General features: G+C 72.4%; 21 protein-coding genes and 1 rRNA gene (1 of these 22 only partly in view). 8 read left to right on the top strand and 14 right to left on the bottom strand.

Annotated elements, in window-relative coordinates; genetic code table 11:
- Positions 1 to 48 (bottom strand): 16S ribosomal RNA (locus AC1VWI_RS25005) (it extends 1,471 nt beyond the left edge of the window).
- 680 nt (positions 49 to 728) lie between these two features.
- Between AC1VWI_RS25005 and trpS the strand changes: the two genes are divergently transcribed.
- Positions 729 to 1,727 carry a tryptophan--tRNA ligase gene (trpS, locus tag AC1VWI_RS25000; RefSeq protein ID WP_499513255.1) on the top strand — a complete coding sequence of 333 codons (999 nt, stop codon included), beginning with the start codon at positions 729 to 731 and terminating at the stop codon, positions 1,725 to 1,727.
- A 49-nt stretch (positions 1,728 to 1,776) separates the two neighbouring features.
- Here the strand turns inward: trpS and proC are convergent, their stop codons facing one another.
- The 3 genes from proC to AC1VWI_RS24985 all read right to left on the bottom strand — a co-directional run bounded on the left by proC (position 1,777) and on the right by AC1VWI_RS24985 (position 4,176).
- Positions 1,777 to 2,586 (bottom strand): pyrroline-5-carboxylate reductase, encoded by an 810-nt coding sequence (gene proC / locus AC1VWI_RS24995; protein WP_499513254.1) that lies wholly within the window; start codon positions 2,584 to 2,586, stop codon positions 1,777 to 1,779.
- A 67-nt stretch (positions 2,587 to 2,653) separates the two neighbouring features.
- Positions 2,654 to 3,391, bottom strand: a complete 738-nt coding sequence (locus tag AC1VWI_RS24990; RefSeq protein ID WP_499513253.1) for an ABC transporter permease — start codon at positions 3,389 to 3,391, stop codon at positions 2,654 to 2,656.
- Positions 3,388 to 4,176 (bottom strand): ABC transporter ATP-binding protein, encoded by a 789-nt coding sequence (locus AC1VWI_RS24985; protein ID WP_499513252.1) that lies wholly within the window; start codon positions 4,174 to 4,176, stop codon positions 3,388 to 3,390. Before AC1VWI_RS24985 ends, AC1VWI_RS24990 begins: the two co-directional genes overlap by 4 nt.
- Before the next feature lie 200 nt (positions 4,177 to 4,376).
- Between AC1VWI_RS24985 and AC1VWI_RS24980 the strand changes: the two genes are divergently transcribed.
- The 3 genes from AC1VWI_RS24980 (at position 4,377) to AC1VWI_RS24970 (ending at position 7,121) form a co-directional block, all read left to right on the top strand.
- Positions 4,377 to 4,727 carry a hypothetical protein gene (locus tag AC1VWI_RS24980; RefSeq protein ID WP_499513251.1) on the top strand — a complete coding sequence of 117 codons (351 nt, stop codon included), beginning with the start codon at positions 4,377 to 4,379 and terminating at the stop codon, positions 4,725 to 4,727.
- Between the two features lie 335 nt (positions 4,728 to 5,062).
- Complete coding sequence (locus AC1VWI_RS24975) at positions 5,063 to 6,541, top strand: SulP family inorganic anion transporter (RefSeq protein ID WP_499513250.1); 1,479 nt, start codon at positions 5,063 to 5,065, stop codon at positions 6,539 to 6,541.
- Positions 6,542 to 6,653: 112 nt separating this feature from the next.
- A complete protein-coding gene (locus AC1VWI_RS24970) occupies positions 6,654 to 7,121 on the top strand; it encodes a hypothetical protein (RefSeq protein WP_499513249.1) in 468 nt (155 codons plus the stop codon).
- A gap of 23 nt (positions 7,122 to 7,144) precedes the next feature.
- Here AC1VWI_RS24970 and AC1VWI_RS24965 read toward each other — a convergent pair whose 3' ends face one another.
- The 5 genes from AC1VWI_RS24965 to AC1VWI_RS24945 all read right to left on the bottom strand — a co-directional run bounded on the left by AC1VWI_RS24965 (position 7,145) and on the right by AC1VWI_RS24945 (position 9,495).
- The gene (locus tag AC1VWI_RS24965; protein WP_499513248.1) at positions 7,145 to 7,921 is read right to left on the bottom strand and encodes a class I SAM-dependent methyltransferase; all 777 of its coding nucleotides are present in this window, start codon (positions 7,919 to 7,921) and stop codon (positions 7,145 to 7,147) included.
- Positions 7,922 to 7,973: 52 nt separating this feature from the next.
- Complete coding sequence (locus AC1VWI_RS24960; RefSeq protein WP_499516905.1) at positions 7,974 to 8,282, bottom strand: SH3 domain-containing protein; 309 nt, start codon at positions 8,280 to 8,282, stop codon at positions 7,974 to 7,976.
- A 106-nt stretch (positions 8,283 to 8,388) separates the two neighbouring features.
- Positions 8,389 to 8,766, bottom strand: a complete 378-nt coding sequence (locus tag AC1VWI_RS24955; protein ID WP_499513247.1) for an SH3 domain-containing protein — start codon at positions 8,764 to 8,766, stop codon at positions 8,389 to 8,391.
- A gap of 31 nt (positions 8,767 to 8,797) precedes the next feature.
- Entirely contained in the window at positions 8,798 to 9,109 is a 312-nt protein-coding gene (locus AC1VWI_RS24950) for an SH3 domain-containing protein (RefSeq protein WP_499516904.1), read from the bottom strand.
- Between the two features lie 77 nt (positions 9,110 to 9,186).
- Positions 9,187 to 9,495 (bottom strand): SH3 domain-containing protein, encoded by a 309-nt coding sequence (locus AC1VWI_RS24945; protein WP_499513246.1) that lies wholly within the window; start codon positions 9,493 to 9,495, stop codon positions 9,187 to 9,189.
- A gap of 122 nt (positions 9,496 to 9,617) precedes the next feature.
- Between AC1VWI_RS24945 and AC1VWI_RS24940 the strand changes: the two genes are divergently transcribed.
- Complete coding sequence (locus AC1VWI_RS24940; RefSeq protein ID WP_499513245.1) at positions 9,618 to 11,807, top strand: serine/threonine-protein kinase; 2,190 nt, start codon at positions 9,618 to 9,620, stop codon at positions 11,805 to 11,807.
- Positions 11,808 to 11,861: 54 nt separating this feature from the next.
- Here AC1VWI_RS24940 and ilvD read toward each other — a convergent pair whose 3' ends face one another.
- From ilvD to AC1VWI_RS24920, 4 genes are all read right to left on the bottom strand, one after another.
- On the bottom strand, positions 11,862 to 13,715 hold the full coding sequence (gene ilvD / locus AC1VWI_RS24935) for a dihydroxy-acid dehydratase (RefSeq protein ID WP_499513244.1): 1,854 nt from the start codon (positions 13,713 to 13,715) through the stop codon (positions 11,862 to 11,864).
- A gap of 195 nt (positions 13,716 to 13,910) precedes the next feature.
- Positions 13,911 to 14,543 (bottom strand): TetR/AcrR family transcriptional regulator, encoded by a 633-nt coding sequence (locus AC1VWI_RS24930; RefSeq protein WP_499513243.1) that lies wholly within the window; start codon positions 14,541 to 14,543, stop codon positions 13,911 to 13,913.
- Positions 14,543 to 15,346, bottom strand: a complete 804-nt coding sequence (locus AC1VWI_RS24925; protein WP_499516903.1) for a sugar phosphate isomerase/epimerase family protein — start codon at positions 15,344 to 15,346, stop codon at positions 14,543 to 14,545. The genes AC1VWI_RS24930 and AC1VWI_RS24925 overlap by 1 nt, the downstream gene beginning before the upstream one ends.
- Positions 15,347 to 15,503: 157 nt before the next feature.
- Positions 15,504 to 16,442 carry a Ppx/GppA family phosphatase gene (locus tag AC1VWI_RS24920; RefSeq protein ID WP_499513242.1) on the bottom strand — a complete coding sequence of 313 codons (939 nt, stop codon included), beginning with the start codon at positions 16,440 to 16,442 and terminating at the stop codon, positions 15,504 to 15,506.
- Positions 16,443 to 16,543: 101 nt separating this feature from the next.
- Between AC1VWI_RS24920 and AC1VWI_RS24915 the strand changes: the two genes are divergently transcribed.
- Positions 16,544 to 17,395, top strand: coding sequence for a DUF3109 family protein (locus AC1VWI_RS24915; RefSeq protein ID WP_499513241.1), 852 nt, complete (start codon positions 16,544 to 16,546; stop codon positions 17,393 to 17,395).
- Here the strand turns inward: AC1VWI_RS24915 and AC1VWI_RS24910 are convergent.
- Positions 17,392 to 19,071, bottom strand: coding sequence for a BACON domain-containing protein (locus AC1VWI_RS24910; protein ID WP_499513240.1), 1,680 nt, complete (start codon positions 19,069 to 19,071; stop codon positions 17,392 to 17,394). The two genes, AC1VWI_RS24915 and AC1VWI_RS24910, sit on opposite strands and share 4 nt — an antisense overlap.
- 215 nt (positions 19,072 to 19,286) lie before the next feature.
- Between AC1VWI_RS24910 and radA the strand changes: the two genes are divergently transcribed.
- Both radA and disA read left to right on the top strand, forming a co-directional pair.
- The gene (radA, locus tag AC1VWI_RS24905; protein ID WP_499513239.1) at positions 19,287 to 20,675 is read left to right on the top strand and encodes a DNA repair protein RadA; all 1,389 of its coding nucleotides are present in this window, start codon (positions 19,287 to 19,289) and stop codon (positions 20,673 to 20,675) included.
- A gap of 66 nt (positions 20,676 to 20,741) precedes the next feature.
- Positions 20,742 to 21,872, top strand: a complete 1,131-nt coding sequence (disA, locus tag AC1VWI_RS24900; protein WP_499513238.1) for a DNA integrity scanning diadenylate cyclase DisA — start codon at positions 20,742 to 20,744, stop codon at positions 21,870 to 21,872.
- Positions 21,873 to 21,878: the final 6 nt, after the last annotated feature.

The following is a 21,878-nucleotide window of genomic DNA, read 5'->3' as shown; positions in this document are numbered from 1 at the left end:
AGCACGCCGCCAGCGTTCGTCCTGAGCCAGGATCAAACTCTCCGTGAATGTCTTCACGAGAGCGGCACCATCGGGAGGAATAATCCCGACGTGCCCAGCGTCCTCGCTGTGTTTTCTACAAAGGAACCTCGTCCGAGATGGACGGGGTATCAACATATCTGGCGTTGACTTTTGGCACGCTGTTGAGTTCTCAAGGAACGGAAGCTTCCTTCGAGACCGTTTCACCGGCCCCTCCGGGCTTTCCCTTCGTTGTCTCCAACCTTACCAGATCCGTTTCGCGTTTCCGCTCTTCGTTTCCGGCCCCCTATTGGAGCGGGGTTTTTCGTTTCGCGCCTTCCGGCGTGTCCACCACGTTAGCGGATTTCCCCGGCGGTTCATAATCGAGCCATTCGGATCTGATTTCGGCATGCCAAAATCATCCCCGAGGGGAAGTCGTGCAGTAGTGGTTTGCCGCTGGGCGGCTTGAGTGGCCACCTCTGGAAGGTGACCCGTCCGAGGCAGCTTGAGAACACTACACCACGCCCCGGGGTGCTTCAAACCTGTGGCCGTCAACAGGTTTGCGCGTTACCTTCGGGGCATGACCGAGCATGCGCACTCGTACCTGTGGTGGGCCGCCTGACGGCGGCCGACGCTCAGCGCATGCATCCAACGGCCGCCGCTTCGGCGGCCGTCCGTGTTTCTGCTCCGGCTCGCCGACCGCGGTGGTCCCACAGCCGGGAGGAACAGCGATGACGAGGGTCTTCAGCGGGATCAAGCCGACGGGACACCTGACCCTGGGCAACTACCTGGGCGCCGTGCGGCAGTGGGCGGCTGTGGACCAGCACCGGGCCGAGTCGCTGTTCTGCGTCGTGGACCTGCACGCGCTCACCGTCGAGCACGATCCGGCGCGGGTGCGGCGGCTGAGCCGCCAGGCGGCGACGCTCCTGCTGGCCGCCGGCCTCGACCCGCAGGTCTGCACGCTCTTCGTGCAGAGCCATGTGGACGAGCACGCCCGCCTGGCGTACCTCCTCGAATGCACCGCCACGGACGGGGAGATGCGCAGGATGGTCCAGTACAAGGAGAAGGCGGCCAGGGAGCAGCGGCGGGGCGGCAGTGTGCGGCTGTCGTTGCTGACGTACCCCGTGCTGATGGCGGCGGACATCCTGGCCTACGGGGCGGACGAGGTGCCCGTCGGGGATGACCAGGCGCAGCACGTGGAGCTGACGCGGGATCTGGCGGTGCGGTTCAACCACCGTTACGGGCATGTGTTCACCGTCCCCCGTGCGGTGCTGCCGCAGGTGGCGGCGCGGGTGATGAACCTGCAGGACCCGGGGTCGAAGATGGGGAAGTCGGAGGACACCGGCCCGGGGATCGTCTACCTGCTCGACGAGCCCGACGTCGTCCGCAGGAAGGTGCTGCGGGCGGTGACGGACAGCGGGCAGGACGTGGCGTACGACCCGCAGGAGCGGCCGGGGGTGGCGAACCTGCTGGAGATCCTGTCGGCGTGCACGGGCCGGGCGCCCCAGGACCTCGCGGCGGGGTACGACTCGTACGGCGCCCTGAAGAAGGACACCGCCGAGGCCGTCGTCGAGGAACTGCGGCCGCTGTGGGAACGGCACGCGGAGCTGGTGGCCGACCCCGGCTACGTGGACGGGGTGCTCAGGGACGGTGCCGAGCGGGCGCGGGGCCTGGCCCGGCCGACGGTGGACGCGGCCTACCGGGCGATCGGGCTGCTGCCGCCGGGCTGAGGACGTGCCGACGGCGGCCGGGGCCCGCTGACCCCGGCCGGCCGGTCGGTCAGCCGTTGCCGGAGGCGAGCTCGCGGCTGCGGTCGCGGGCGGCTTCCAGGGCGGCGATCAGGGCGTGGCGCACGCCGTGCTTCTCCAGTTCCCGGATGGCGTTGATGGTGGTGCCGGCCGGGGAGGTGACGGCCTCGCGGAGCTTGACGGGGTGCTCGCCGCTGTCGCGGAGCATCACGGCGGCGCCGATCGCGGACTGCACGATCAGGTCGTGGGCCTGGGCGCGCGGCAGGCCGAGGAGGATGCCGGCGTCGGTCATGGCCTCGACCAGGTAGTAGAAGTACGCGGGTCCGGAGCCGGAGAGGGCGGTGGCGGCGTCCTGCTGGTACTCGGGGATGCGCAGGGTCTTGCCGACCGGCTGGAAGATCTCCTCGGTGCGCAGCAGGTGCTCCTCGGCGGCGTGGCTGCCGCCGGAGATGACGGACATGCCCTCGTCGACCAGGACGGGGGTGTTGGGCATGACGCGGACGACCGCGATGCCGTCCGCGAGGCGCTCCTCGAAGAAGGAGGTCGGGACGCCGGCCGCGGCGCTGATGATCAGCCGGTCGGCGGCGACGTGCGGGGCGAGCTCCTCCAGGAGGGCCGACATGTCCTGCGGCTTCACGGCCAGGATGAGGGTGTCGGCGGTCTTGGCCGCCTCCTCGTTGGAGACCGATTCGACGCCGTAGCGGGCGTGCAGCTCCTGCGCGCGCGCCGGGCGGCGGGCGGTCACGAGGAGGTTCTCCGGCTGCCGGCCGGCACGGAGCATGCCCGACAGAAGGGCCTCGCCGATCTTGCCGGTGCCGAGCACCGCGACTTTCTGCGTCATAGGGGTCATCCTCGCACCGTGGGCGGCCCGGAGGCCGTGCCGTCCACGGTGCGGTCACCCTGGGGGATCAGGCCGTACGGCGGCGGAGCGTGGCCGCGCCGAGGGCGAGTGCGAGCGCGGCGCTGCCGGCGACGACGGCGATGTCGCGGACGAAGTCACCGGTGACGCCGGTGTGGGTGAGGACCTCCTGCATGCCGTCGACGGCGTACGACATGGGCAGGACGTGGGAGATGGCCTCCAGCACCGGCTGCATCCGGTCGCGCGGCATGAGCAGTCCGCAGAGCAGGATCTGCGGCAGCAGCACGGCGGGCATGAACTGCACGGCCTGGAACTCGCTGGCGGCGAAGGCGCTGACGAAGAGTCCGAGGGCGGTGCCCAGGCAGGCGTCGGCGAGGGCGACCAGGAGCAGCAGCCAGGCGGAGCCGGTGACGTCGAGGCCGAGCGCGAGGACGGCGAGCCCGGTGGCGAGGGCGGCCTGGACGACGGCGATGGCGCCGAAGGCGAGGGCGTACCCGGCCAGCAGGTCGCCCTTGCCGAGCGGCATGGACAGCAGGCGTTCCAGGGTGCCGGAGGTGCGTTCGCGCAGCGTCGCGATCGAGGTGACCAGGAACATCGTGATGAGCGGGAAGATGCCCAGCAGCGAGGCGCCGACGGTGTCGAAGGTGCGCGGGCTGGCGTCGTAGACCCAGGACAGCAGGGTGAGCAGGACGCAGGGCACGACGACCATCAGGGCGATGGTGCGCGGGTCGTGGCGCAGTTGCAGCAGTACGCGGCGGGCGGTGGCGAGGGTGCGGCGCGTGTTCATCGGACGGGCTCCTCGGCCTGGTGGGGGAGCTTCCCGGCGGCCTCGTCGACGAGGCGGAGGAAGGCGTCCTCGACGGTGGGGGCGCCGGTGCCTGCGCGCAGCTCGTCGGGGGCGCCCTGGGCGAGGATGCGGCCCTCGCGCATGAGCAGCAGCCGGTGGCAGCGCTCGGCCTCGTCCATGACGTGGCTGGAGACGAGGAGGGTGGCGCCCCGTTCGGCGGCGAGGCGGTGGAAGAGCTCCCACAGGTCGCGGCGCAGGACGGGGTCGAGGCCGACGGTGGGTTCGTCGAGCACGAGCAGTTCGGGGGTGCCGAGGAGCGCCACGGCGAGGGACACCCGGCCCAGTTGTCCGCCCGAGAGGTTGCCGGCGAGGGCGGTGGCGTGGGAGGCCAGGTCGACGTCGGCGATGGCGCGTTCGACGTGGTCGGGGGCGTCGCCGCCGAGGACGGCGGCGAAGTACTCGAGGTTCTGGCGGACGGTCAGGTCGAGGTAGACGGAGGCGGCCTGGGTCACGTAGCCGATGCGGGGGCGCAGGTCGCGGTGGCCGGCGGGCAGGCCGAGGACGTCGAGGGTGCCGGTGACGGCCGCCTGGGTGCCGACGACGGCGCGCATGAGGGTCGACTTGCCGCAGCCGCTGGGGCCGAGCAGGCCGGTGATCTCGCCACGGGGGACGGTGAACTCCAGGGCGTCCAGGACGGTGCGGCCGCCGCGGACGACGGTGAGCCCGGAGGCGTGCACGGCGGGTCCGGGGCCCGGTTCTCCGGGCTCCTCGGCTTTATTCATCATGCGGTGAATAATGCTCCGGAGCGCCTCGGGGCGTCAAGGAGCAGCGGATGCATCCGTTTGAGTGACGGATCATTTACACTCCGTTTGCTTAAAGAGCTTGCAAAATGGAGCGGCTGTCTGCGCAAAATGGAGGGCGGCTACGCATCGGAACGGGGGCACCTGTGGTATCGGCCAAGGGAGTTGCGCGTGCTGTCGCCGTCATGGCGGCACTGCTGCTCTCCCTGTTCGCGGCGATAGGCTGCGCCGCCGCCGAGCCCGTTCCCGTCTCCGGCCGCGGCGCGGGCACGACGGTGGCGCGCGTGGAGCCCGATACCCGGAACTGCCTGGCACGCAGGCACGGGAGCAACGGCATACGCCTGGTGCTGCCCGGGAGCGTGAGCGTCCCGGCACCGGCACCGGCACCACGGGGCGGCACCGGGACCGATGAGACGGTCCCGGCGGAAGGCGCCCAGGTGTCCGCCGCCGTGACGGCGCCGCGGACCGCCCGGCAGGCGGTACCCCTCTCCAGATCCGGAGAACTACCGATCGCCCTCGGCGCGTTCCGCTGCTGAGGCACGGCCTGCCGCCTGCCCTTCCCTCCTGACCGCGGTCGTCGCCCGCGGCCCGGGCCCCACCCGGCCCGGGCCCGCGCCGGCGCCCGCGCGTCCACGTGCACGCACATGCACTCGTACGCGGCGCCCGCGGTCCGGGAGAACCGTCCCCCCACACTGCTCGACCACGTACGCCCCCGCCCACGCCGGCGCCGGGGCGCAATGGAGGACACCCGCGTGAAGACCTTCATCCCCCCATCCCCCATCTCTTGTTCCGCCCTCCCCCCACCAGCCGTCCGGCCCCTCCGGCCCGTCCGCGGCTCCCTCACCCCCGCCCCCGCGCGGTGAGCCGCCTCATGCGCGCCGCGTCGCGACTGCCCCGCCCGCAGTCGCTGCGCGCCGACGTCACCGCCTCCCTCGTCGTCTTCCTCGTCGCCCTGCCGCTGTGCGTGGGCGTGGCCGTCGCCTCGGGGGTGCCGGCCGAACTCGGCCTGGTCACCGGCATCGTCGGCGGGATCGTGACCGGACTGCTCCCCGGCAGCAGCCTCCAGGTGTCCGGCCCGGCCGCCGGACTCACCGTCCTGGTCTACGAGGCGGTCCAGGAGTTCGGACTGCCCTCACTGGGCGTGCTCGTGCTCTGCGCGGGCGGACTGCAACTCGCCATGGGCGTGCTCCGGCTCGGCCGCTGGTTCCGGGCCATCTCCGTCGCCGTCGTCCAGGGCATGCTGGCCGGCATCGGCCTGGTGCTGATCGCCGGACAGGTCTACGCGCTCACCGACACCGCGGCACCGGCAGGCGGCGTCGCGAAGATCGCCGGATTACCGGGACTGGTCGCGGGCACCGTCGCCTCGCCCACGGCGCTCACCGCGCTCGCCGTCGGCGGCGGCACCATCGCGGTCCTCGTGCTGTGGCCCCGCATCCCGCGTGCCGCGCGGCTGCTGCCGGGGCAACTGGCCGCGGTCGCGCTGGCCACGGGCACGGCCGTGCTGTTCGGCCTGCCGGTCCAGCGCGTCGAGGTGGCGGGACTGCTCGACGTCGTCCAGCCGCCGGGTGCCGGGCAGTTCGCGGGGCTGGCGAGCCTGTCCATGATCGGCACCGTGCTGGCCTTCACGCTGATCGCCTCCGCCGAGAGCCTGTTCAGCGCCGCCGCGGTGGACCGGCTGCACGACGGGCCGCGCACGGAGTACGACAAGGAACTCATCGCGCAGGGCGCGGGCAACGCCGTCTGCGGGGCGCTCGGGGCCCTGCCGATGACCGCGGTGATCGTCCGCAGCGCGGCCAACGTGCAGGCGGGCGCCCGTACGAAGGCGGCACGCGTGCTGCACGGCGTGTGGCTGCTGCTGTTCGCCGCGCTGATCCCCGGCGCCCTGGGGGTGATCCCGGTGGCGGCGCTGGCGGGTGTGCTGGTGCACGCGGGCTGGAAGCTCGTACCGGTGAAGGAGCTCGTCCCGCTGTGGCGCGCGCACCGGGGCGAGGCCGTCGTCCTGGTGGTGACCGCGACGGCGATCGTGGCCACCAACATGTTCGAGGGGGTCCTCGTCGGGCTGCTCACGGCCGTGGTCAAGGCGGCCTGGGAGACCTCGCAGACGCATGTGGAGATCCACGACAAGGGCGAGGGCCCGATCGTCGTCCGCGTGCTGGGCAACGCCACCTTCCTGCGGCTGCCCAAGCTGCTGGAGCAACTGGAGGCGCTGCCCCGTGACCGCCCGATGGAACTCGACCTGCGCCGGCTGCGGCACCTCGACCACGCCTGCGGCATGGCCCTGCTCGGCTGGGCCGAGCGGCACAACGAGGAGGGGGTGACGCCCGTCCGGGTGCAAGGCGCACCCGTGTGACGCGACGGCCCGGGACCGGGCGGGACGGGGCGCCGCCCCTGACCCACGGTTCCGGGCCGTCTCAGGGTCATCCCCTATGGCTTCGGGAGCGGAGCGGAGTGACCGTGGCCGTATGAGGCGTTCTACCGATGTATCCCGGGACGTGACCGGAGCCGAGAAGCGGCAGCTCGCGGTGGCCTCGGCCACCCTCGGCCCCTGGCGCCCGGCGGCGGCGGTCGGCGCGATCGGCGGCGGGGTCTCCCTCGCCGCCTCCGCCCTGAGCGGCGACTTCGGGCTCGGCGTCGTCGCCGGCGCCGTGTCCGTCGCACTGATGCTCTTCTTCCTCGTCGGCGGCGCCGGCGCGGTGACCGGGCGCGGCCCGCGCGCCGACCGCCGCATACGCCGCTGGGCGGCCGCCCACCCTTGGCGCGTCGCGCTGGTCCCGGCGGGGATGCTGCTCGTCACCGACGTCGTGATGCGCCAGATCCTGACCTCCGAGGGCTTCTTCGGCAGCCTCTGGGACGGCCTGTGGCGAGGGGTCCTCGTCGCGGCCGTGGTCGGTGTCGTCGGTTCGGTGGCCGGGAGGCGGCGGGCCGGCTAGGGCCGGCTGCCGGGCCCTGACCGTCAGTCCTTGACCGCCACCGTGAGGTCGACCTTGTAGGGCTCGACCACGTGACCGTCCGGGAAGAGCGCCAGCAGCGCGCGCCGCTCGTCGTCGAGGATGCGGCGGGCGGTGTCCGGGGCGAGCACGGCGAAGTAGGAACGGCTGCCGAGCATCGTGAGGTGCGTGTCCAGCGCGACGGTGCGCGTCCAGTGCAGGACTCGGGTCTCGGTGCGCATCCCCAGGCGGGAGCCGAGCGAACGGAGGATGTCCTCCGCCGTCCCCGTCAGGCCGTTCTCGTGGTAGCGGGGGACCGCACGGGCCAGCCGCTCCTCCTGCTCCCGCACCCAGGCGACGCCCATGCCCGGCACGTTCCACCACAGCGCGAGCGCACCGCCCGGCCGCAGCACCCGTGCCGCCTCGGGGGAGGACTTGGCCGCGTCCGTCCAGTGCCACGCCTGGGCGTACGTCACGAAGTCCGCCACCCCGGACGCGAACGGCAGGGCGTCCCCGTCCCCGCGTACGAGCGGCACGTCCGGCTGCCCGGCCCGCAACTGCGCGGCCATCCCCGCCCCGGGCTCCACGGCCGTCACGTGCGCCCCGCGCGCCCGCAGCAGCGCCGTGGCGATCCCCGTCCCGGCCCCCACGTCCAGGACCGCGGCCCCGGCGAAGGGACGGCCGCTGATCTCCTCGACGGCGTCGAACAGCTCTTCCGGGTAACCGGGGCGGGCCGCGGCGTACTGCGCGGCGACGGTGTCGAACGACTGGGCGAGCACGCGGTGGGCCGGGTGTGTGGTCATGGGGGTTGTCCTTCCCCGTGGGACGCGGGCGCGACCCACCGCGTGGGCTCGGTCAGACGCACCTTCCGGCGACGTACCCGTCGCTGCCGGTGTGCACGTAGGTGTCGGAGACGTACTGGTCCGGGCCGATCCGGTCCCAGATGTTGCTCGTCCCGTAGTAGCCGCTGACCGTCTCACCCGGGGTCTGGCAGAAGATCGGCACCTGGACGTCATAGGGCAGGAGCCTGACGATCTGGTAGTTCGTACCGGGGCCGGTACGGACGTTGAGCCGTACGTCGGGGGCGACCGGGTAGTACACGAGAGTGGGAGCCGCCACGGCTTCGGCGGCACTCCCCAGCACGAGGAACACCGCCCCGGCCATCGCGGCCGCGCCGGCCGCCAGTGCGGCGCGCCTGCTTCTGTTCTTGCTCAACACGTTCCTCCCACGAGACGCATCCAAGGCATGGGCTTGACGAGATGTTGATGCGTCAGCTGCAGCGCGACGCGACATACCCGTCGCTGCCGGTGTGCACGTAGGTGTCGGAGACGTACTGGTTGGTGCCGATGCAATCCCAGATGTTCGAGGTGCCGTAGTAGCCGCTCTCCGTCGTACCCGGGGTCTGGCAGAAGATCGGCACCTTGGCGTCGTAGGGCAGGACCTTCACGATGTGGTAGCCGGTGCCCGGCCCTGAGCGGACGTTGAGGCGCACGTCCGGCGCGACCGAGTAGTAGATGAGATCGCCTGAGGCCGAAGCCGGGGCAGCCGCGGCATCGCCGGCGCCCCCGAGTACGGGAAAAGCCGCCCCGGTCAAGGCGGCCGCGCCGGAGAGGAGTAACCCGCGCCTGCTCTTGCCCTCGCTCAACATGCCCTCCTGATGGATGAAGAACCGCGGACGCTCATCCGCAGTGCGCCGCGACGTACCCGTCGCTGCCGGTGTGCACGTACGTGTCGGAGACGTACTGGCCGGGACCGATCCGGTCCCAGATGTTCGACGTCCCGTAGTAGCCGCTGACCGTCTCGCCGTTGGCCTGGCAGTAGATGGGGACACGCACGTCGTAGGGCAGGACCTTCACGATCTGATAGCCCGTTCCGGGTCCGTTCCGGACGTTGAGACGCACGTCCGGCGCGACCGGGTAGGTGACGACGTCGGCCGATGCCGCGGCGGCGCCACCCGCTCCCCCGAGGACCAGGAGGACGACGCCGGCCATCGTGGCCGCGCCGGCCGTCAGTACCGCACGCCTGTTCCTGCCCTTGCCCAACGCACTCCGTGACCGAAGGACGGCGCTCATCCGCAGCGCCCCGCCACATACCCGTCACTACCGGTGTGCACATAGGCGTCGGAAACGTACTGGCCAGGAGCGATCCGGTCCCAGATGTTGGAGGTCCCGTAGTAGCCGTCGACCGTCGTACCCGGGGTCTGGCAGATGATCGGCACCTTGACGTCATAAGGAAGGACCTTGACGATCTGGTGGCCGGTGCCAGGACCCGTGCGAACGTTGAGGCGGCAGCCCGGAGCCACCGAGTAGTACACGAGGCCGGATGCCGCGGTCGATCGCGCGGCTTCTGCCGAATCGTCGAGATTTTTCTCGGCCACTGGGTCCCCCCGTAACGGTTCACGCTCTGTTAGGTGCAGGCTAGCAATCCGAACCGCCGCCGTTACGGGGATCCACTAGGCTCACCGAGTTGCGGCTGCGGACGAACACACGGGGGTGGGGCATGCCGCCACTGCGGGGACCCGGGACCGACCCGGAAGCGGAACATCCGCAATACGCGGGGCAGTACCGACTCGAGAGCCGGCTCGGCTCCGGCGGCATGGGCGTGGTGCATCTGTCGCGCTCCACCTCGGGCATGCGACTCGCCGTCAAGGTCGTGCACGAGGAGTTCGCCAAGGACCCCGAGTTCAGGGCACGTTTCCGGCAGGAGGTCGCCGCCGCCAGACGGGTGAGCGGGGCCTTCACCGCGTCCGTCGTGGACGCCGATCCCGATGCCGAGCGGCCGTGGATGGCCACGCTCTACATACCCGGGCCGACGCTCGCCGAGTTCGTGAAGCGGAACGGGCCCGTCTCGCCGGCCCAACTGCGGTACCTGGTGGCCGGCCTCGCGGAGGCGTTGCGGGACATCCACCGGGCGGGCGTGGTCCATCGCGACCTGAAGCCGAGCAATGTGCTTCTGGCCGTGGACGGTCCCAAGGTGATCGACTTCGGCATCTCACGGCCGTCGGACAGTGACCTGCGGACCGAGACCGGCAAGCTCATCGGGACGCCCCCGTTCATGGCACCTGAGCAGTTCCGCAGGCCACGAGCGGTGGGGTCGGCCGCCGATGTCTTCGCGATGGCCAGTGTGCTCGTGCATGCGGCAACGGGGCGCAGCCCGTTCGACTCCGACAGTCCTTACATCGTCGCCTACCAAGTGGTTCACGACGAGCCGCAGTTGGATGGGGTCCCAGCGGATCTCCGACCGCTGATCGAACGATGTCTCGCGAAGGACCCGGACGACCGTCCGACGCCCGATGCGCTGATGACGGAGCTGAGGTCGATCTCGGCTTCCTACGACACACAGACCTTCAGCGCCTTCGACATCGACACCGACGCGGAAGGCCTGATTCCGACTCCTCGACGACCGTCGGGCGCGGAAGTCGTCATAGGGGCGTCCGGGTCGGATTCTCCCCTGCGACGACCCGAGAAAGGACCGACGACCGCCTCCTGGTGGCGCACTCGGCGCCTTGTCGTGGCCGTCTCGACGCTGCTTGCCGTGGGAACGGCAACCGTATGGGGCGTCCAGCACCAGGGTCAGGGGGACACAGCGAGCGCCCGCGACCGGGGAGCCCCGTCGACTAGCGGGTTCCGTCCCTGGACCACCGTTCTCCGCAGCGACGAGCGGCCCAGTGACACCGCCGCCTGCTCGTACGCGGTCGGAGCCCTGTACTGCAGTCAGCGCGGTGTCGCAGCGGCAAGGATCAATCCCGGAAGCGGCGTCCTGCAGTGGTCGGTCCGCAGCCCGGACAGGGAAACCGACGCCATGTCGAGTGCCCCGGTGGCGGCAGGCGGTGTCCTGCGCGTCACGAGCAAGGACGGCAACAGGTTGTCCGCGCTGGAGACATCCACAGGCCGAACCCGGTGGACACTGGACATCTCCGCTTACCAGGGCGCCTACTACAGCCTGGGCACGACGGTCCTCTTGGTGAGCAAGAGTGCCGAGGTCACCGCGGTGGACGGAACGACGGGCCGCGAGCGCTGGCACACCAGACTGAAGGGCCAATCGCTTCCGGTCTTCGCGGAGTACGACGGCTCCGGCACGGCCTACGCCATGTCCGGCGACGGCAAGCACACGACCGTGGCTGCGATCGACCTGGAAAACGGAACCGTCCGACGCAAGCACCGGTTCGACGGGGATCTCAGCCCCATCGGGGTTTCCGGGCACCACCTTTTCCTGACCGCAGCCGACGGGTTCTCCCGCGCCGCCTGGATCGTGCGCATCGACACCACCGACTGGTCGGAGCGTCGTGTACGGCTCGTCGTTCCCATGGTGGGGGTACAGGCAGCGATACGCGGGGACACCGTTTTCCTGCTCGAGTACGGAGGCGCTCTCGTCGCGGTCGACACCAGGCGCCGGGACATCGAGCCGACGGCCGCGCAGCAGTGGCGCGTTCAGACGTCGGTGACCGAGGCCTCGCGGCCCGTTCTCGCGGGTGACCGCGTGTTCCTGACGGCTGCGGACGGACGGTTGCTGGCGATCGACACCGCGCGCGGCGCACTGCTGGGCCAGACCGAGCCGCGGCCCGATGCGGACTCCAGTGTCACCACGGGGGCCCCGCCCTCCCCCGTCGTCGCCGACGGGAAGGTGTTCGCATCCGCGCCGGACGGCAGTGTGTTCGCCGTGGACGCGAAGGACCCCTCCCGCTGGTGATCGTGGGGATCGGCGGAAGGGGTCCCGGGCACGACGGCGGGGCCGGGGCCGGGGTCAGCCCTCGAGCTTCGTGACGTCGCGGACGGCGCCCTTGTCGGCGCTGGTGGCCATCGCGGCGTACGCCTTGAGGGCGAGGGAGACCTTGCGGTCGCGGTCCTTGGGGGCGTAGACGCCGCCGAGGGCGGCGCGGCGGGCGGCCAGTTCCTCCTCCGGGACGAGGAGTTCGATGCTGCGGCCGGGGATGTCGATGCGGATGCGGTCGCCGTCCTGGACCAGCGCGATCGTGCCGCCGGACGCCGCTTCGGGGGAGGCGTGGCCGATGGACAGGCCCGAGGTGCCGCCGGAGAAGCGGCCGTCGGTGACGAGGGCGCAGGCCTTGCCGAGGCCGCGGCCCTTGAGGAAGGAGGTGGGGTAGAGCATCTCCTGCATGCCGGGACCGCCCTTGGGCCCCTCGTAGCGGATGACGACGACGTCACCCTCCTTGACCTCCTTGCGGAGGATCTTGTCGACGGCCTCCTCCTGGGACTCGCAGACCACGGCCGGGCCCTCGAAGGTCCAGATGGACTCGTCGACGCCGGCGGTCTTCACCACGCTGCCGTCGACGGCGAGGTTGCCGTGGAGCACGGCCAGGCCGCCGTCCTTGGAGTAGGCGTGCTCGGCGGAGCGGATGCAGCCCTCGGCGGCGTCGAGGTCGAGGGCCTCCCAGCGCTCGGACTGGGAGAAGGCCTCGGCGGAGCGGACGCAGCCGGGGGCGGCGTGCCAGAGTTCCTCGGCCTCGGCGGAGGGGGAGCCGCCGCGCACGTCCCAGGTCTTGAGCCAGTCGGCGAGCGACGGGGAGTGGACGGAGTGGACGTCCTCGTTGAGCAGGCCGGCCCGGTGGAGTTCGCCCAGCAGGGCGGGGATGCCGCCGGCCCGGTGCACGTCCTCCATGTAGTACGTGCGGCTCTTCGCGACGTTGGGCGCGACCTTGGCCAGGCACGGCACGCGCCGGGAGACGGCGTCGATGTCGGTGAGGCCGAAGGGGACCTCCGCCTCCTGGGCCGCGGCCAGCAGGTGGAGGATCGTGTTGGTGGAGCCGCCCATGGCGATGTCGAGGGCCATGGCGTTCTCGAAGGCCTCGAAGGTGGCGATCGAGCGCGGCAGCACGGACTCGTCGTCCTGCTCGTAGTAGCGCCGGGTGATGTCGACGACCGTGCGGCCGGCGTCCTCGTACAGCGCCTTGCGGGCGGTGTGGGTGGCCAGGACCGAGCCGTTGCCGGGCAGCGACAGGCCCATCGCCTCGGTGAGGCAGTTCATCGAGTTGGCGGTGAACATGCCGGAACACGAGCCGCAGGTGGGACAGGCGTTCTCCTCGATGCGGAGGATGTCCTCGTCGGAGATCTTGTCGTTGACGGCGTCGGCGATCGCGTCGATCAGGTCGAGGGTGCGGACGGTGCCGTCGACGAGGGTGGCACGGCCGGCCTCCATGGGGCCGCCGGAGACGAAGACGGTGGGGATGTTGAGGCGCAGGGCGGCCATCAGCATGCCCGGGGTGATCTTGTCGCAGTTGGAGATGCAGATCAGCGCGTCGGCGCAGTGCGCCTCGACCATGTACTCGACGGAGTCGGCGATCAGGTCGCGGGAGGGCAGCGAGTAGAGCATGCCGCCGTGGCCCATGGCGATGCCGTCGTCGACGGCGATCGTGTTGAACTCGCGCGGCACGGCGCCCGCGGCCTTGATCGCCTCGCTGACGATGCGGCCGACGGGCTGCAGGTGGGTGTGCCCGGGCACGAACTCCGTGAAGCTGTTGGCCACCGCGATGATCGGCTTGCCGATGTCCTCGCTCGCTACGCCCGAAGCGCGCATGAGGGCGCGGGCGCCCGCCATGTTGCGGCCGTGGGTGACTGTGCGGGACCTCAGCTCGGGCACGGGGACCACTCCCTACGTTTCCATCTCGGAGCCTTCGAGCGTACGCCCCCGGTCGTGGTACGCGGCGGTGTGTCCGTATTGCGGACGGCGAGTCCACGGTGTGGATGGCGATCCGGTACCGGACACGACGGGTCCGCAGCGGGCCGGCGACAGGGCGCTCTCCCCCATTGTCGACCCATCCGCCCTGCGGGCGGCTCACCCCGTAACGGGCCCCGGATCGGTCAGGTAGCGCTGGAGAGTCGGCGCGATGAGGGCGATGACGTCCTCCATGTCCGCCGACGCCAGCGGCTCGAGCTTGATGACGTAGCGCATCATCACGATGCCGATCATCTGGGCGCCCGCGAGTTCCGCGCGGAGCCGGGGGTCGGGGACCTTCAGCTCCGACGCGACGCGCTCCAGCAGCCGCCGCAGGACGATGCCGCGCAGCACGCCCGCGGCGGTGTCGTTGGTCACGGCGGAGCGGACGATCGCCAGCATGGGGGCGCGGGAGACCGGGTTCTCCCAGATGGCGACGAAGAAGCGGGCCAGCCGCTCGCCGACGCCCTCGGGGCCGGTCGCCAGGACGTCGGGGACGCCGAAGGCGGCCTCGAAGCTCAACTCGATGGAGGCTTCGAAGACCTGCTCCTTCGCCCCGAAGTAGTGGTGCACCAGCGCCGGGTCCACGCCCGCGGACTTGGCGATGGAGCGGATCGAGGTCTTGTCGTAGCCGCGGGCGGAGAACTCCTGCCGGGCCGCGGCGAGGATCAGCTCGCGGGTCTCGGCGGTGCCCGAGCGGCTCCCGGCGGGGCGGCCGCGGCCGCGCCTGCCGGTCCCGTCCCCGGGAGCCATCAGCGCACCCGCGCGGCCGCGGCGAGGTGCAGCCGGGTGAAGGCCAGCGCCTCGGCGAGGTCCGCCTCGCGCTCGGCGGCCGACATCGCGCGCCGGGTGTTCACCTCGATCACCACATGGCCGTCGAAGCCCCGCGAGGCCAGGCCCTCCAGCACCTCCGCGCAGGGCTGGTTGCCGCGTCCGGGCACCAGGTGCTCGTCCTTGCCGGAGCCGCTGCCGTCGGCCAGGTGGACGTGACCGAGCCGGTCGCCCATGCGGTCGAGCATCTCCAGCGTCCCGGTCCTGGCGGTGGAGGTGTGCGAGAGGTCGATGGTGAAGTGCCGGTAGTCGTCCTTGGTGGGGTCCCAGTCGGGGGCGTAGGCGAGCATCTCCCGGTCGCGGTAGCGCCACGGGTACATGTTCTCGACGGCGAACCGGACGTCGGTCTCGTTCGCCATCCGCCAGATGCCGGTGACGAACTCCCGCGCGTAGCTGCGCTGCCAGCGGAACGGCGGGTGGACGACCACGGTCGAGGCGCCCAGCTTCTCCGCCGCCGCCTGGGCCCGCTGCAGCTTCACCCAGGGGTCGGTCGACCACACGCGCTGGGTGATCAGCAGGCAGGGGGCGTGCACCGCCAGGATCGGGATGCCGTGGTAGTCCGACAGGCGGCGCAGCGCCTCGATGTCCTGGCTGACCGGGTCGGTCCACACCATCACCTCGACGCCGTCGTAGCCCAGCCGGGCCGCGATCTCGAAGGCCGTCGCCGTGGACTCGGGGTAGACCGAGGCCGTGGACAGCGCGACCTTCGCGTCCGGTACGCGCACGGTGTGTCCGTTCGGGTCCACAGGGTCAGGGGCTGCCACGGGGAACAGCGTACGGCGGCCGGTCGGCCCGACGGCACATCGCACCCGGCCGACGTGACGCGATCGACACGCGGGGCGCCGCGGCGCACGCACGGCGGCGGTACGCCGTGCGCCGCGCTCAGCCCCGGTCGCTCGTCATCAGGTCGAGGCGCCGCAGGATGACGCCCTCGCGCAGCGCCCACGGGCAGACCTCCAGCTCGGTGACCCCGAACAGGTCCATCGCCGCGTCCGCGACCAGCGCCCCGGCCAGCAGCTGGCGGGCCCGGCCCTCCGACACGCCCGGGAGGTTCCGGCGGGCGCCCTCCGTCATGGCGGCCAGCCGCGGCACCCACTCCGCCAGCGCCTTGCGGCTCAGCGTTCGCTGCACGTACAGGCCCTCGGCGGAGCGGGCCGCGCCCGCGATCCGGGCCAGCTGCTTGAAGGTCTTGGAGGTGCCCACCACGTGGTCGGGCCCGCCGAGCCGGCTGAACTCCGCCACGGTGCGGGCGATCTCGGCGCGCACGTGCTTGCGCAGGCCGCGCACGTCCTCGGAGGTGGGCGGGTCGCCGGGGAGCCAGCCGCTGGTGAGCCGGCCGGCGCCGAGCGGCAGGGAGACCGCGGCGTCCGGGTCCTCGTCCATGCCGTAGGCGACCTCCAGGGAGCCGCCGCCGATGTCCAGCATGAGCAGCCGGCCGGCGGACCAGCCGAACCAGCGGCGGGCGGCGAGGAAGGTGAGCCGTGCCTCGTCCTCCCCGGACAGCACGGTCAGGGCGACCCCGGTCTCGGCGGCGACCCGGGCGAGCACCTGTTCGCCGTTGGCGGCCTCGCGCACCGCGCTGGTGGCGAAGGGCAGGACGTCCTCGACGCCCTTGTCCTCGGCGACGACCAGGGCCTCTGCGACCTGGGCGACCAGCCGCCGCACGCCGTCCTCGCGGATCGCACCGTCCTCGTCCAGCAGCTCCGCCAGCCGCAGCTCGGCCTTGTGGGAGTAGGCGGGGAGCGGACGCGCGCCGGGGTGCGCGTCCATGACCAGAAGGTGGACGGTATTCGAACCCACGTCGAGGACACCGAGTCTCATGCCCGGAACGCTACTGCGCCGCGCCTTGACCGGGGACATGCGGGGTATGGGCACCTGCGCGGGTGACCACTGGAGGAGCTTCACATGCTTACCCTGACATCGTGGCGAAGGTGAAAAAGGCGACGAAGCGGCAGCATCACCCGGACGTGTCGGACGAGGTCGGGCTCGATTTCCCCCGCGCGTGGGTCGAGTTCCCCGATCCGGCCGACGAGGAACAGGTCTTCCGGTGCGACCTGACGTGGCTCACCTCACGGTGGAACTGCGTCTTCGGCCGCGGCTGCGAGGGCATCCAGGCGGGCCGGGCCGACGACGGCTGCTGCACCCTCGGCGCGCACTTCTCGGACGACGACGACGAGAAGCGCGTCGCGCGGCACGTGGAGCGGCTCACCCCGGAGCTGTGGCAGTTCCACGGGGCCGGCGAGGAGGACGGCTGGGCCGAGGTCAACGAGGACGGCGACCGGCAGACCCGGCGGCACCAGGGCGCCTGCATCTTCCTCAACCGCCCCGGCTTCCCCGCGGGCGCCGGCTGCGCCCTGCACACGCTCGCGCTCAAGGAGGGCCGCGAGCCGCTGGAGACCAAGCCGGACGTGTGCTGGCAGCTGCCGATCCGGCGGACGTACGACTGGGTGGACCGGCCCGACGACACGCGCGTGCTGATGATCTCGATCGGCGAGTACGACCGGCGCGGCTGGGGCCCCGGCGGTCACGACCTGCACTGGTGGTGCACGGGCGCGCGGTCCGCGCACGGCGCGGGCGAACCGGTGTACGTCTCGTACCGGGCGGAGCTCACCGAGCTGATGGGGCCGCGGGGCTACGACCGGCTCGTCGAGCTGTGCGAGCAGCGGCTCGCCTCCCTGCTGCCGATGGCTCCGCACCCCGCGGACCCGGTGCCGGGCTCCCGCGGCGGGGATCAGGGGCAGGACGAGGACGAGGACGCCCAGTCGTCGTCCTAGTCGTCGCCCTGGTCGTCCCTCTGGGCGGAGGACGGGGAGGCCGAGGGGGTCTGGCTCGGCGGGTCGCTCGGTGACGGGTCGGGGGCGGACGGGGTCGGAGAGGGGTCGGGGGAAGGCGACGGCCTCCCCCTTCCCTCGATCGTGACGACCGCGCCCGACGGGTCGAACCAGATCCGTGCCGTCCACGGCCCCACGGGCTCCCGCGAGCGGTCCACGGAGACCGTCAGCGTCATGCTCTCCCCGGGCCGCAGCCTGCCGTGGCTCCGGCTCAGCCGCAGCCACGGCTCGGAGGTGGCCGCCCGCCAGCGGACCGGCGCCGCGCCCTCGGCGGTGAGGGTGACGACGGTGACGTGACCGCGCGAGCGGGCCTCGACGAGCAGCCGGCCCGGGCGGGGCACCGAGCGGTCGTCGCCGTCCGTGGCGTCGCCCGGCGGCGAGGCGGAGCCCCGGGCACCGGCCGAGGCGGAGGCGGCGGCGGACGCCGAGGGGGCGGCGGACACGACGGAGACCGACAGACGGCCCGGGCCCCCGCGCGTGGAACGCCCGCGCGCGTCGGCCGCGCCCGCGACACCGGCCTTCTCGAACTGCACGCCGTCGAGGCCCTCGCCGGCGCTGAAGGAACCTTCCCCCTTGTGCTCGGGCGCCAGCGGCGCCCCGTGGTACGCCGCCCACAGCGCCAGCACCGGTGCCGCGACGACGGCCGCGACCACCGTGGAGGTCACCGCGCGGTGCCGCATCCGGGCCCGCCGCGCCATCCGCTCCTTCAGGTCCATCGGGAAGCCGTGCCGGTCGAAGCGCGGGGTGCCCTGGCGGGCGCGCCCGACGCCGCCCCGCATGGCGTGCAGCAAGGCGGCGTACGCGGCGGAGCGGGGCGCCTCGACCGTCGACAGCACGGCCGTCGCGGCGGTGGTGGCCAGGCCCGGCCAGGGTCCCGTCGCCACGGCGCGCTCGGCCGTGACCCGGCAGTGCGCGCACACGTCGACGTGGGTCACCAGCTCGCGGCGGAGCGCCGAGCCCAGCAGCACCCGGGCGTCACCGGCGAGGCGGGCGACCGCCGCGCAGTTGCCGAGCTCGACCACGGCGAGCGCCGCCCGGGTGCGCTCCACCTCGCAGGCCGCCTGGGCGAGCAGCGCGCGCGTCGCGTCCGGCTCCCGCCCGACGACCAGGGCCACCTCGTGCGGCGCCAGCTGGTGGCGGACGGCGAGCTCCAGCGCCTCGCGCTGCTCGGGGGTGGTGCCGGCCGCCTCGGGCCAGGCCAGCGCCGCCAGTTCGCCGCGTCTGCGGGCGGCCACGTCCGCCGAGGCCTGCACCGATACCGGCCGCCCCTCGGCCAGGGTGCGCAGGCAGGCCCAGCGGGCCAGCGCGTACAGCCAGGGCCTGCGCAGCTCGGGGTCGCGCAGCCGGGCGCGCTGGCGCTCGGCCACGGCCAGCACGTCGCCGAGGGCGGCGGCGGCGGAGTCGTGCTCGCACAGCACGGAGAGGCAGTAGGTGAACAGCCCGTCCAGGTACGGCTCGTAGTGCGCCGGGGGCTGTGCGGGCAGGGTCCCCTGCGGGCGTGGCCGCCGCCGCGCCGGGGACCCCGTGGTCCCCGGCGCGGTGCGGCCACGCTGGACCGGCGCGCGGTGTCGGCGGTGCGCGCCGGTTGTCTGGGAGGGTGTGTCAGACCTGCTGCTCATCACTCCGTGACGGTAGGACCACGACCCGTACACCCTCAGGCATCACGGCGGGCTTTAATCCAAATGGGTGGTGATCCCGCCCGAAAGAGCACACGCCGCTCACCCCGTCGGGTGACCCTCCGGCCACGTGCGCGAGCCTTTTCCGGAGCGGGACGGCAGGGACCCGCGCCGCGGGCGGTGCGGCGTTGTCGGTGGCACCCGATAGCGTGCGGCACATGGCTGCCCGCACCCGCCCCGCTTCCAAGGACCGTCCGTCGTACCGCTGCACGGAGTGCGGCTGGACGACCGTGAAGTGGCTCGGCCGTTGCGGCGAGTGCCAGGCGTGGGGCACGGTCGAGGAGTACGGCGGCGCGTCGCCGGTGCGCACGACCGCGGCCGGCCGGGTGACGACGCCGGCCAAGCCGATCGGGCAGGTGGACGGCCGCCAGGCCACCGCGCGCGGCACGGGCGTGCCGGAGCTGGACCGGGTCCTGGGCGGCGGGCTGGTGCCCGGGGCCGTGGTGCTGCTCGCGGGGGAGCCGGGCGTCGGCAAGTCGACGCTGCTGCTGGACGTCGCCGCGAAGGCGGCCGGGCCCCAGGCGCGCACGCTCTACGTGACCGGTGAGGAGTCCGCGTCGCAGGTACGGCTGCGGGCCGACCGCATCGGCGCCCTGTCCGACCACCTCTACCTCGCCGCCGAGACCGACCTGTCGGCGGTGCTGGGGCATCTGGACGACGTCAAGCCCTCGCTGCTGATCCTGGACTCGGTGCAGACGGTCGCCTCCCCAGAGATCGACGGAGCCCCCGGCGGCATGGCCCAGGTCCGTGAGGTGGCGGGCGCGCTCATCCGCGCCTCGAAGGAGCGCGGCATGTCGACGCTGCTCGTCGGCCACGTCACCAAGGACGGCGCGATCGCGGGCCCCCGGCTGCTGGAGCACCTGGTGGACGTGGTGCTGTCCTTCGAGGGCGACCGCCACGCCCGCCTGCGGCTGATCCGGGGCATCAAGAACCGCTACGGCGCCACCGACGAGGTCGGCTGCTTCGAGCTGCACGACGAGGGCATCACGGGCCTGGCCGACCCGTCCGGCCTCTTCCTGACCCGGCGCGACGAACCGGTCCCCGGCACGTGCCTGACCGTCACCCTGGAGGGCAAGCGCCCGCTGGTCGCCGAGGTGCAGGCGCTGACCGTCGACACCCAGATCCCCTCCCCGCGCCGTACGACCTCCGGCCTGGAGAACTCCCGGGTGTCGATGATGCTGGCGGTGCTGGAGCAGCGCGGCCGGATCAAGTCGATCGGCAAGCAGGACATCTACACGGCGACCGTCGGCGGCGTGAAGCTCGGGGAGCCTGCCGCCGACCTGGCGGTGGCGCTCGCCCTGGCCAGCGCCGCGATCGACACGCCGCTGCCGAAGAACCTGGTCGCGGTGGGTGAGGTGGGCCTGGCGGGCGAGGTCAGGAGGGTCACCGGGGTGCAGCGCAGGCTCGCCGAGGCGGCCCGGCTGGGCTTCACCCACGCCCTTGTGCCGCCGGACCCGGGGAAGATCCCGTCGGGGATGAAGGTGACGGAGGTGGCGGACATAGGGGACGCCTTGCGCGTCCTGCCCAAGAGGGCCCCACGCCCCTGACCCTTCCGACGGTAAACTTTGCCCTGGTCTCGCCCATCCGGGCATCCGTACGACCGGAGGAGAGCAGTGGCAGCCAACGACCGGGCGTCAGCTCCCGGCAAGGCCTGGAGTCGCGAGGGCTCGGGCGGTGAGGGTCTGATGCGCGCCTCCCTGAGCGCCGTGGCCCCCGGCACGGGCCTTCGGGACGGCCTCGAGCGGGTCCTGCGCGGCAACACCGGCGGCCTCATCGTGCTGGGCATGGACAAGACCGTCGAATCACTGTGCACCGGCGGTTTCGTGCTGGACGTCGAGTTCAGCGCCACCAGGCTGCGCGAGCTGTGCAAGCTCGACGGCGCCCTCATCCTCGACCGGGACATCACCAAGATCGTGCGGGCCGGGGTCCAGCTGGTGCCGGACGCGTCGATCCCCACCGAGGAGACCGGCACCCGGCACCGCACCGCCCAGCGGGTCTCCATCCAGACCGGCTTCCCGGTCGTCTCCGTCAGCCAGTCGATGCGGCTGATCGCCCTGTACGTGGCCGGTCAGCGCCGCGTCCTGGAGGACTCGGCGGCCATCCTCTCCCGCGCCAACCAGGCGCTGGCCACCCTGGAGCGCTACAAGCTGCGCCTGGACGAGGTCGCGGGCACCCTCTCCGCCCTGGAGATCGAGGACCTGGTCACCGTCCGGGACGTCACGGCGGTCGCGCAGCGCCTGGAGATGGTGCGCAGGATCGCCACGGAGATCGCGGAGTACGTGGTCGAGCTGGGCACCGACGGCCGGCTGCTCTCCCTGCAGCTGGACGAGCTGATCGCGGGCGTCGAGCCCGAGCGCGAGCTGGTCGTCCGCGACTACGTGCCGGAGCCGACCGCCAAGCGCAGCCGCACGGTCGCCGAGGCGCTCACCGAACTGGACTCGCTGCCCCAGGGCGAGCTGCTCGAACTCCCCACCGTGGCGAGGGCGCTGGGCTATGCCGGCTCCCCCGAGGCGCTGGACTCCGCGGTCTCGCCGCGCGGTTACCGGCTGCTGGCGAAGGTGCCCCGGCTGCCGAACACGATCGTGGAGCGGCTGGTCGAGCACTTCGGCGGGCTGCAGAAGCTGCTCGCCGCGAGCGTGGACGACCTGCAGACAGTCGACGGCGTCGGTGAGGCCCGGGCCCGCTCCGTCCGCGAGGGGCTGTCGCGCCTCGCGGAGTCCTCCATCCTGGAACGCTACGTCTGAGGGCCG

This window comes from Streptomyces sp. TOM-9 (assembly GCF_056858595.1).
This window is presented reverse-complemented; position numbering and strand designations above follow the sequence as displayed.

Coding starts and splice junctions, on each gene's coding strand:
- trpS (WP_499513255.1), top strand. CDS start 729: ATGACGAGGGTCTTCAGCGGGATCAAGCCGACGGGACACCTGACCCTG.
- proC (WP_499513254.1), bottom strand. CDS start 2,586: ATGACGCAGAAAGTCGCGGTGCTCGGCACCGGCAAGATCGGCGAGGCC.
- AC1VWI_RS24990 (WP_499513253.1), bottom strand. CDS start 3,391: ATGAACACGCGCCGCACCCTCGCCACCGCCCGCCGCGTACTGCTGCAA.
- AC1VWI_RS24985 (WP_499513252.1), bottom strand. CDS start 4,176: ATGATGAATAAAGCCGAGGAGCCCGGAGAACCGGGCCCCGGACCCGCC.
- AC1VWI_RS24980 (WP_499513251.1), top strand. CDS start 4,377: ATGGCGGCACTGCTGCTCTCCCTGTTCGCGGCGATAGGCTGCGCCGCC.
- AC1VWI_RS24975 (WP_499513250.1), top strand. CDS start 5,063: ATGCGCGCCGCGTCGCGACTGCCCCGCCCGCAGTCGCTGCGCGCCGAC.
- AC1VWI_RS24970 (WP_499513249.1), top strand. CDS start 6,654: ATGAGGCGTTCTACCGATGTATCCCGGGACGTGACCGGAGCCGAGAAG.
- AC1VWI_RS24965 (WP_499513248.1), bottom strand. CDS start 7,921: ATGACCACACACCCGGCCCACCGCGTGCTCGCCCAGTCGTTCGACACC.
- AC1VWI_RS24960 (WP_499516905.1), bottom strand. CDS start 8,282: ATGGCCGGGGCGGTGTTCCTCGTGCTGGGGAGTGCCGCCGAAGCCGTG.
- AC1VWI_RS24955 (WP_499513247.1), bottom strand. CDS start 8,766: ATGTTGAGCGAGGGCAAGAGCAGGCGCGGGTTACTCCTCTCCGGCGCG.
- AC1VWI_RS24950 (WP_499516904.1), bottom strand. CDS start 9,109: ATGGCCGGCGTCGTCCTCCTGGTCCTCGGGGGAGCGGGTGGCGCCGCC.
- AC1VWI_RS24940 (WP_499513245.1), top strand. CDS start 9,618: ATGCCGCCACTGCGGGGACCCGGGACCGACCCGGAAGCGGAACATCCG.
- AC1VWI_RS24930 (WP_499513243.1), bottom strand. CDS start 14,543: ATGGCTCCCGGGGACGGGACCGGCAGGCGCGGCCGCGGCCGCCCCGCC.
- AC1VWI_RS24920 (WP_499513242.1), bottom strand. CDS start 16,442: ATGAGACTCGGTGTCCTCGACGTGGGTTCGAATACCGTCCACCTTCTG.
- AC1VWI_RS24910 (WP_499513240.1), bottom strand. CDS start 19,071: ATGAGCAGCAGGTCTGACACACCCTCCCAGACAACCGGCGCGCACCGC.
- radA (WP_499513239.1), top strand. CDS start 19,287: ATGGCTGCCCGCACCCGCCCCGCTTCCAAGGACCGTCCGTCGTACCGC.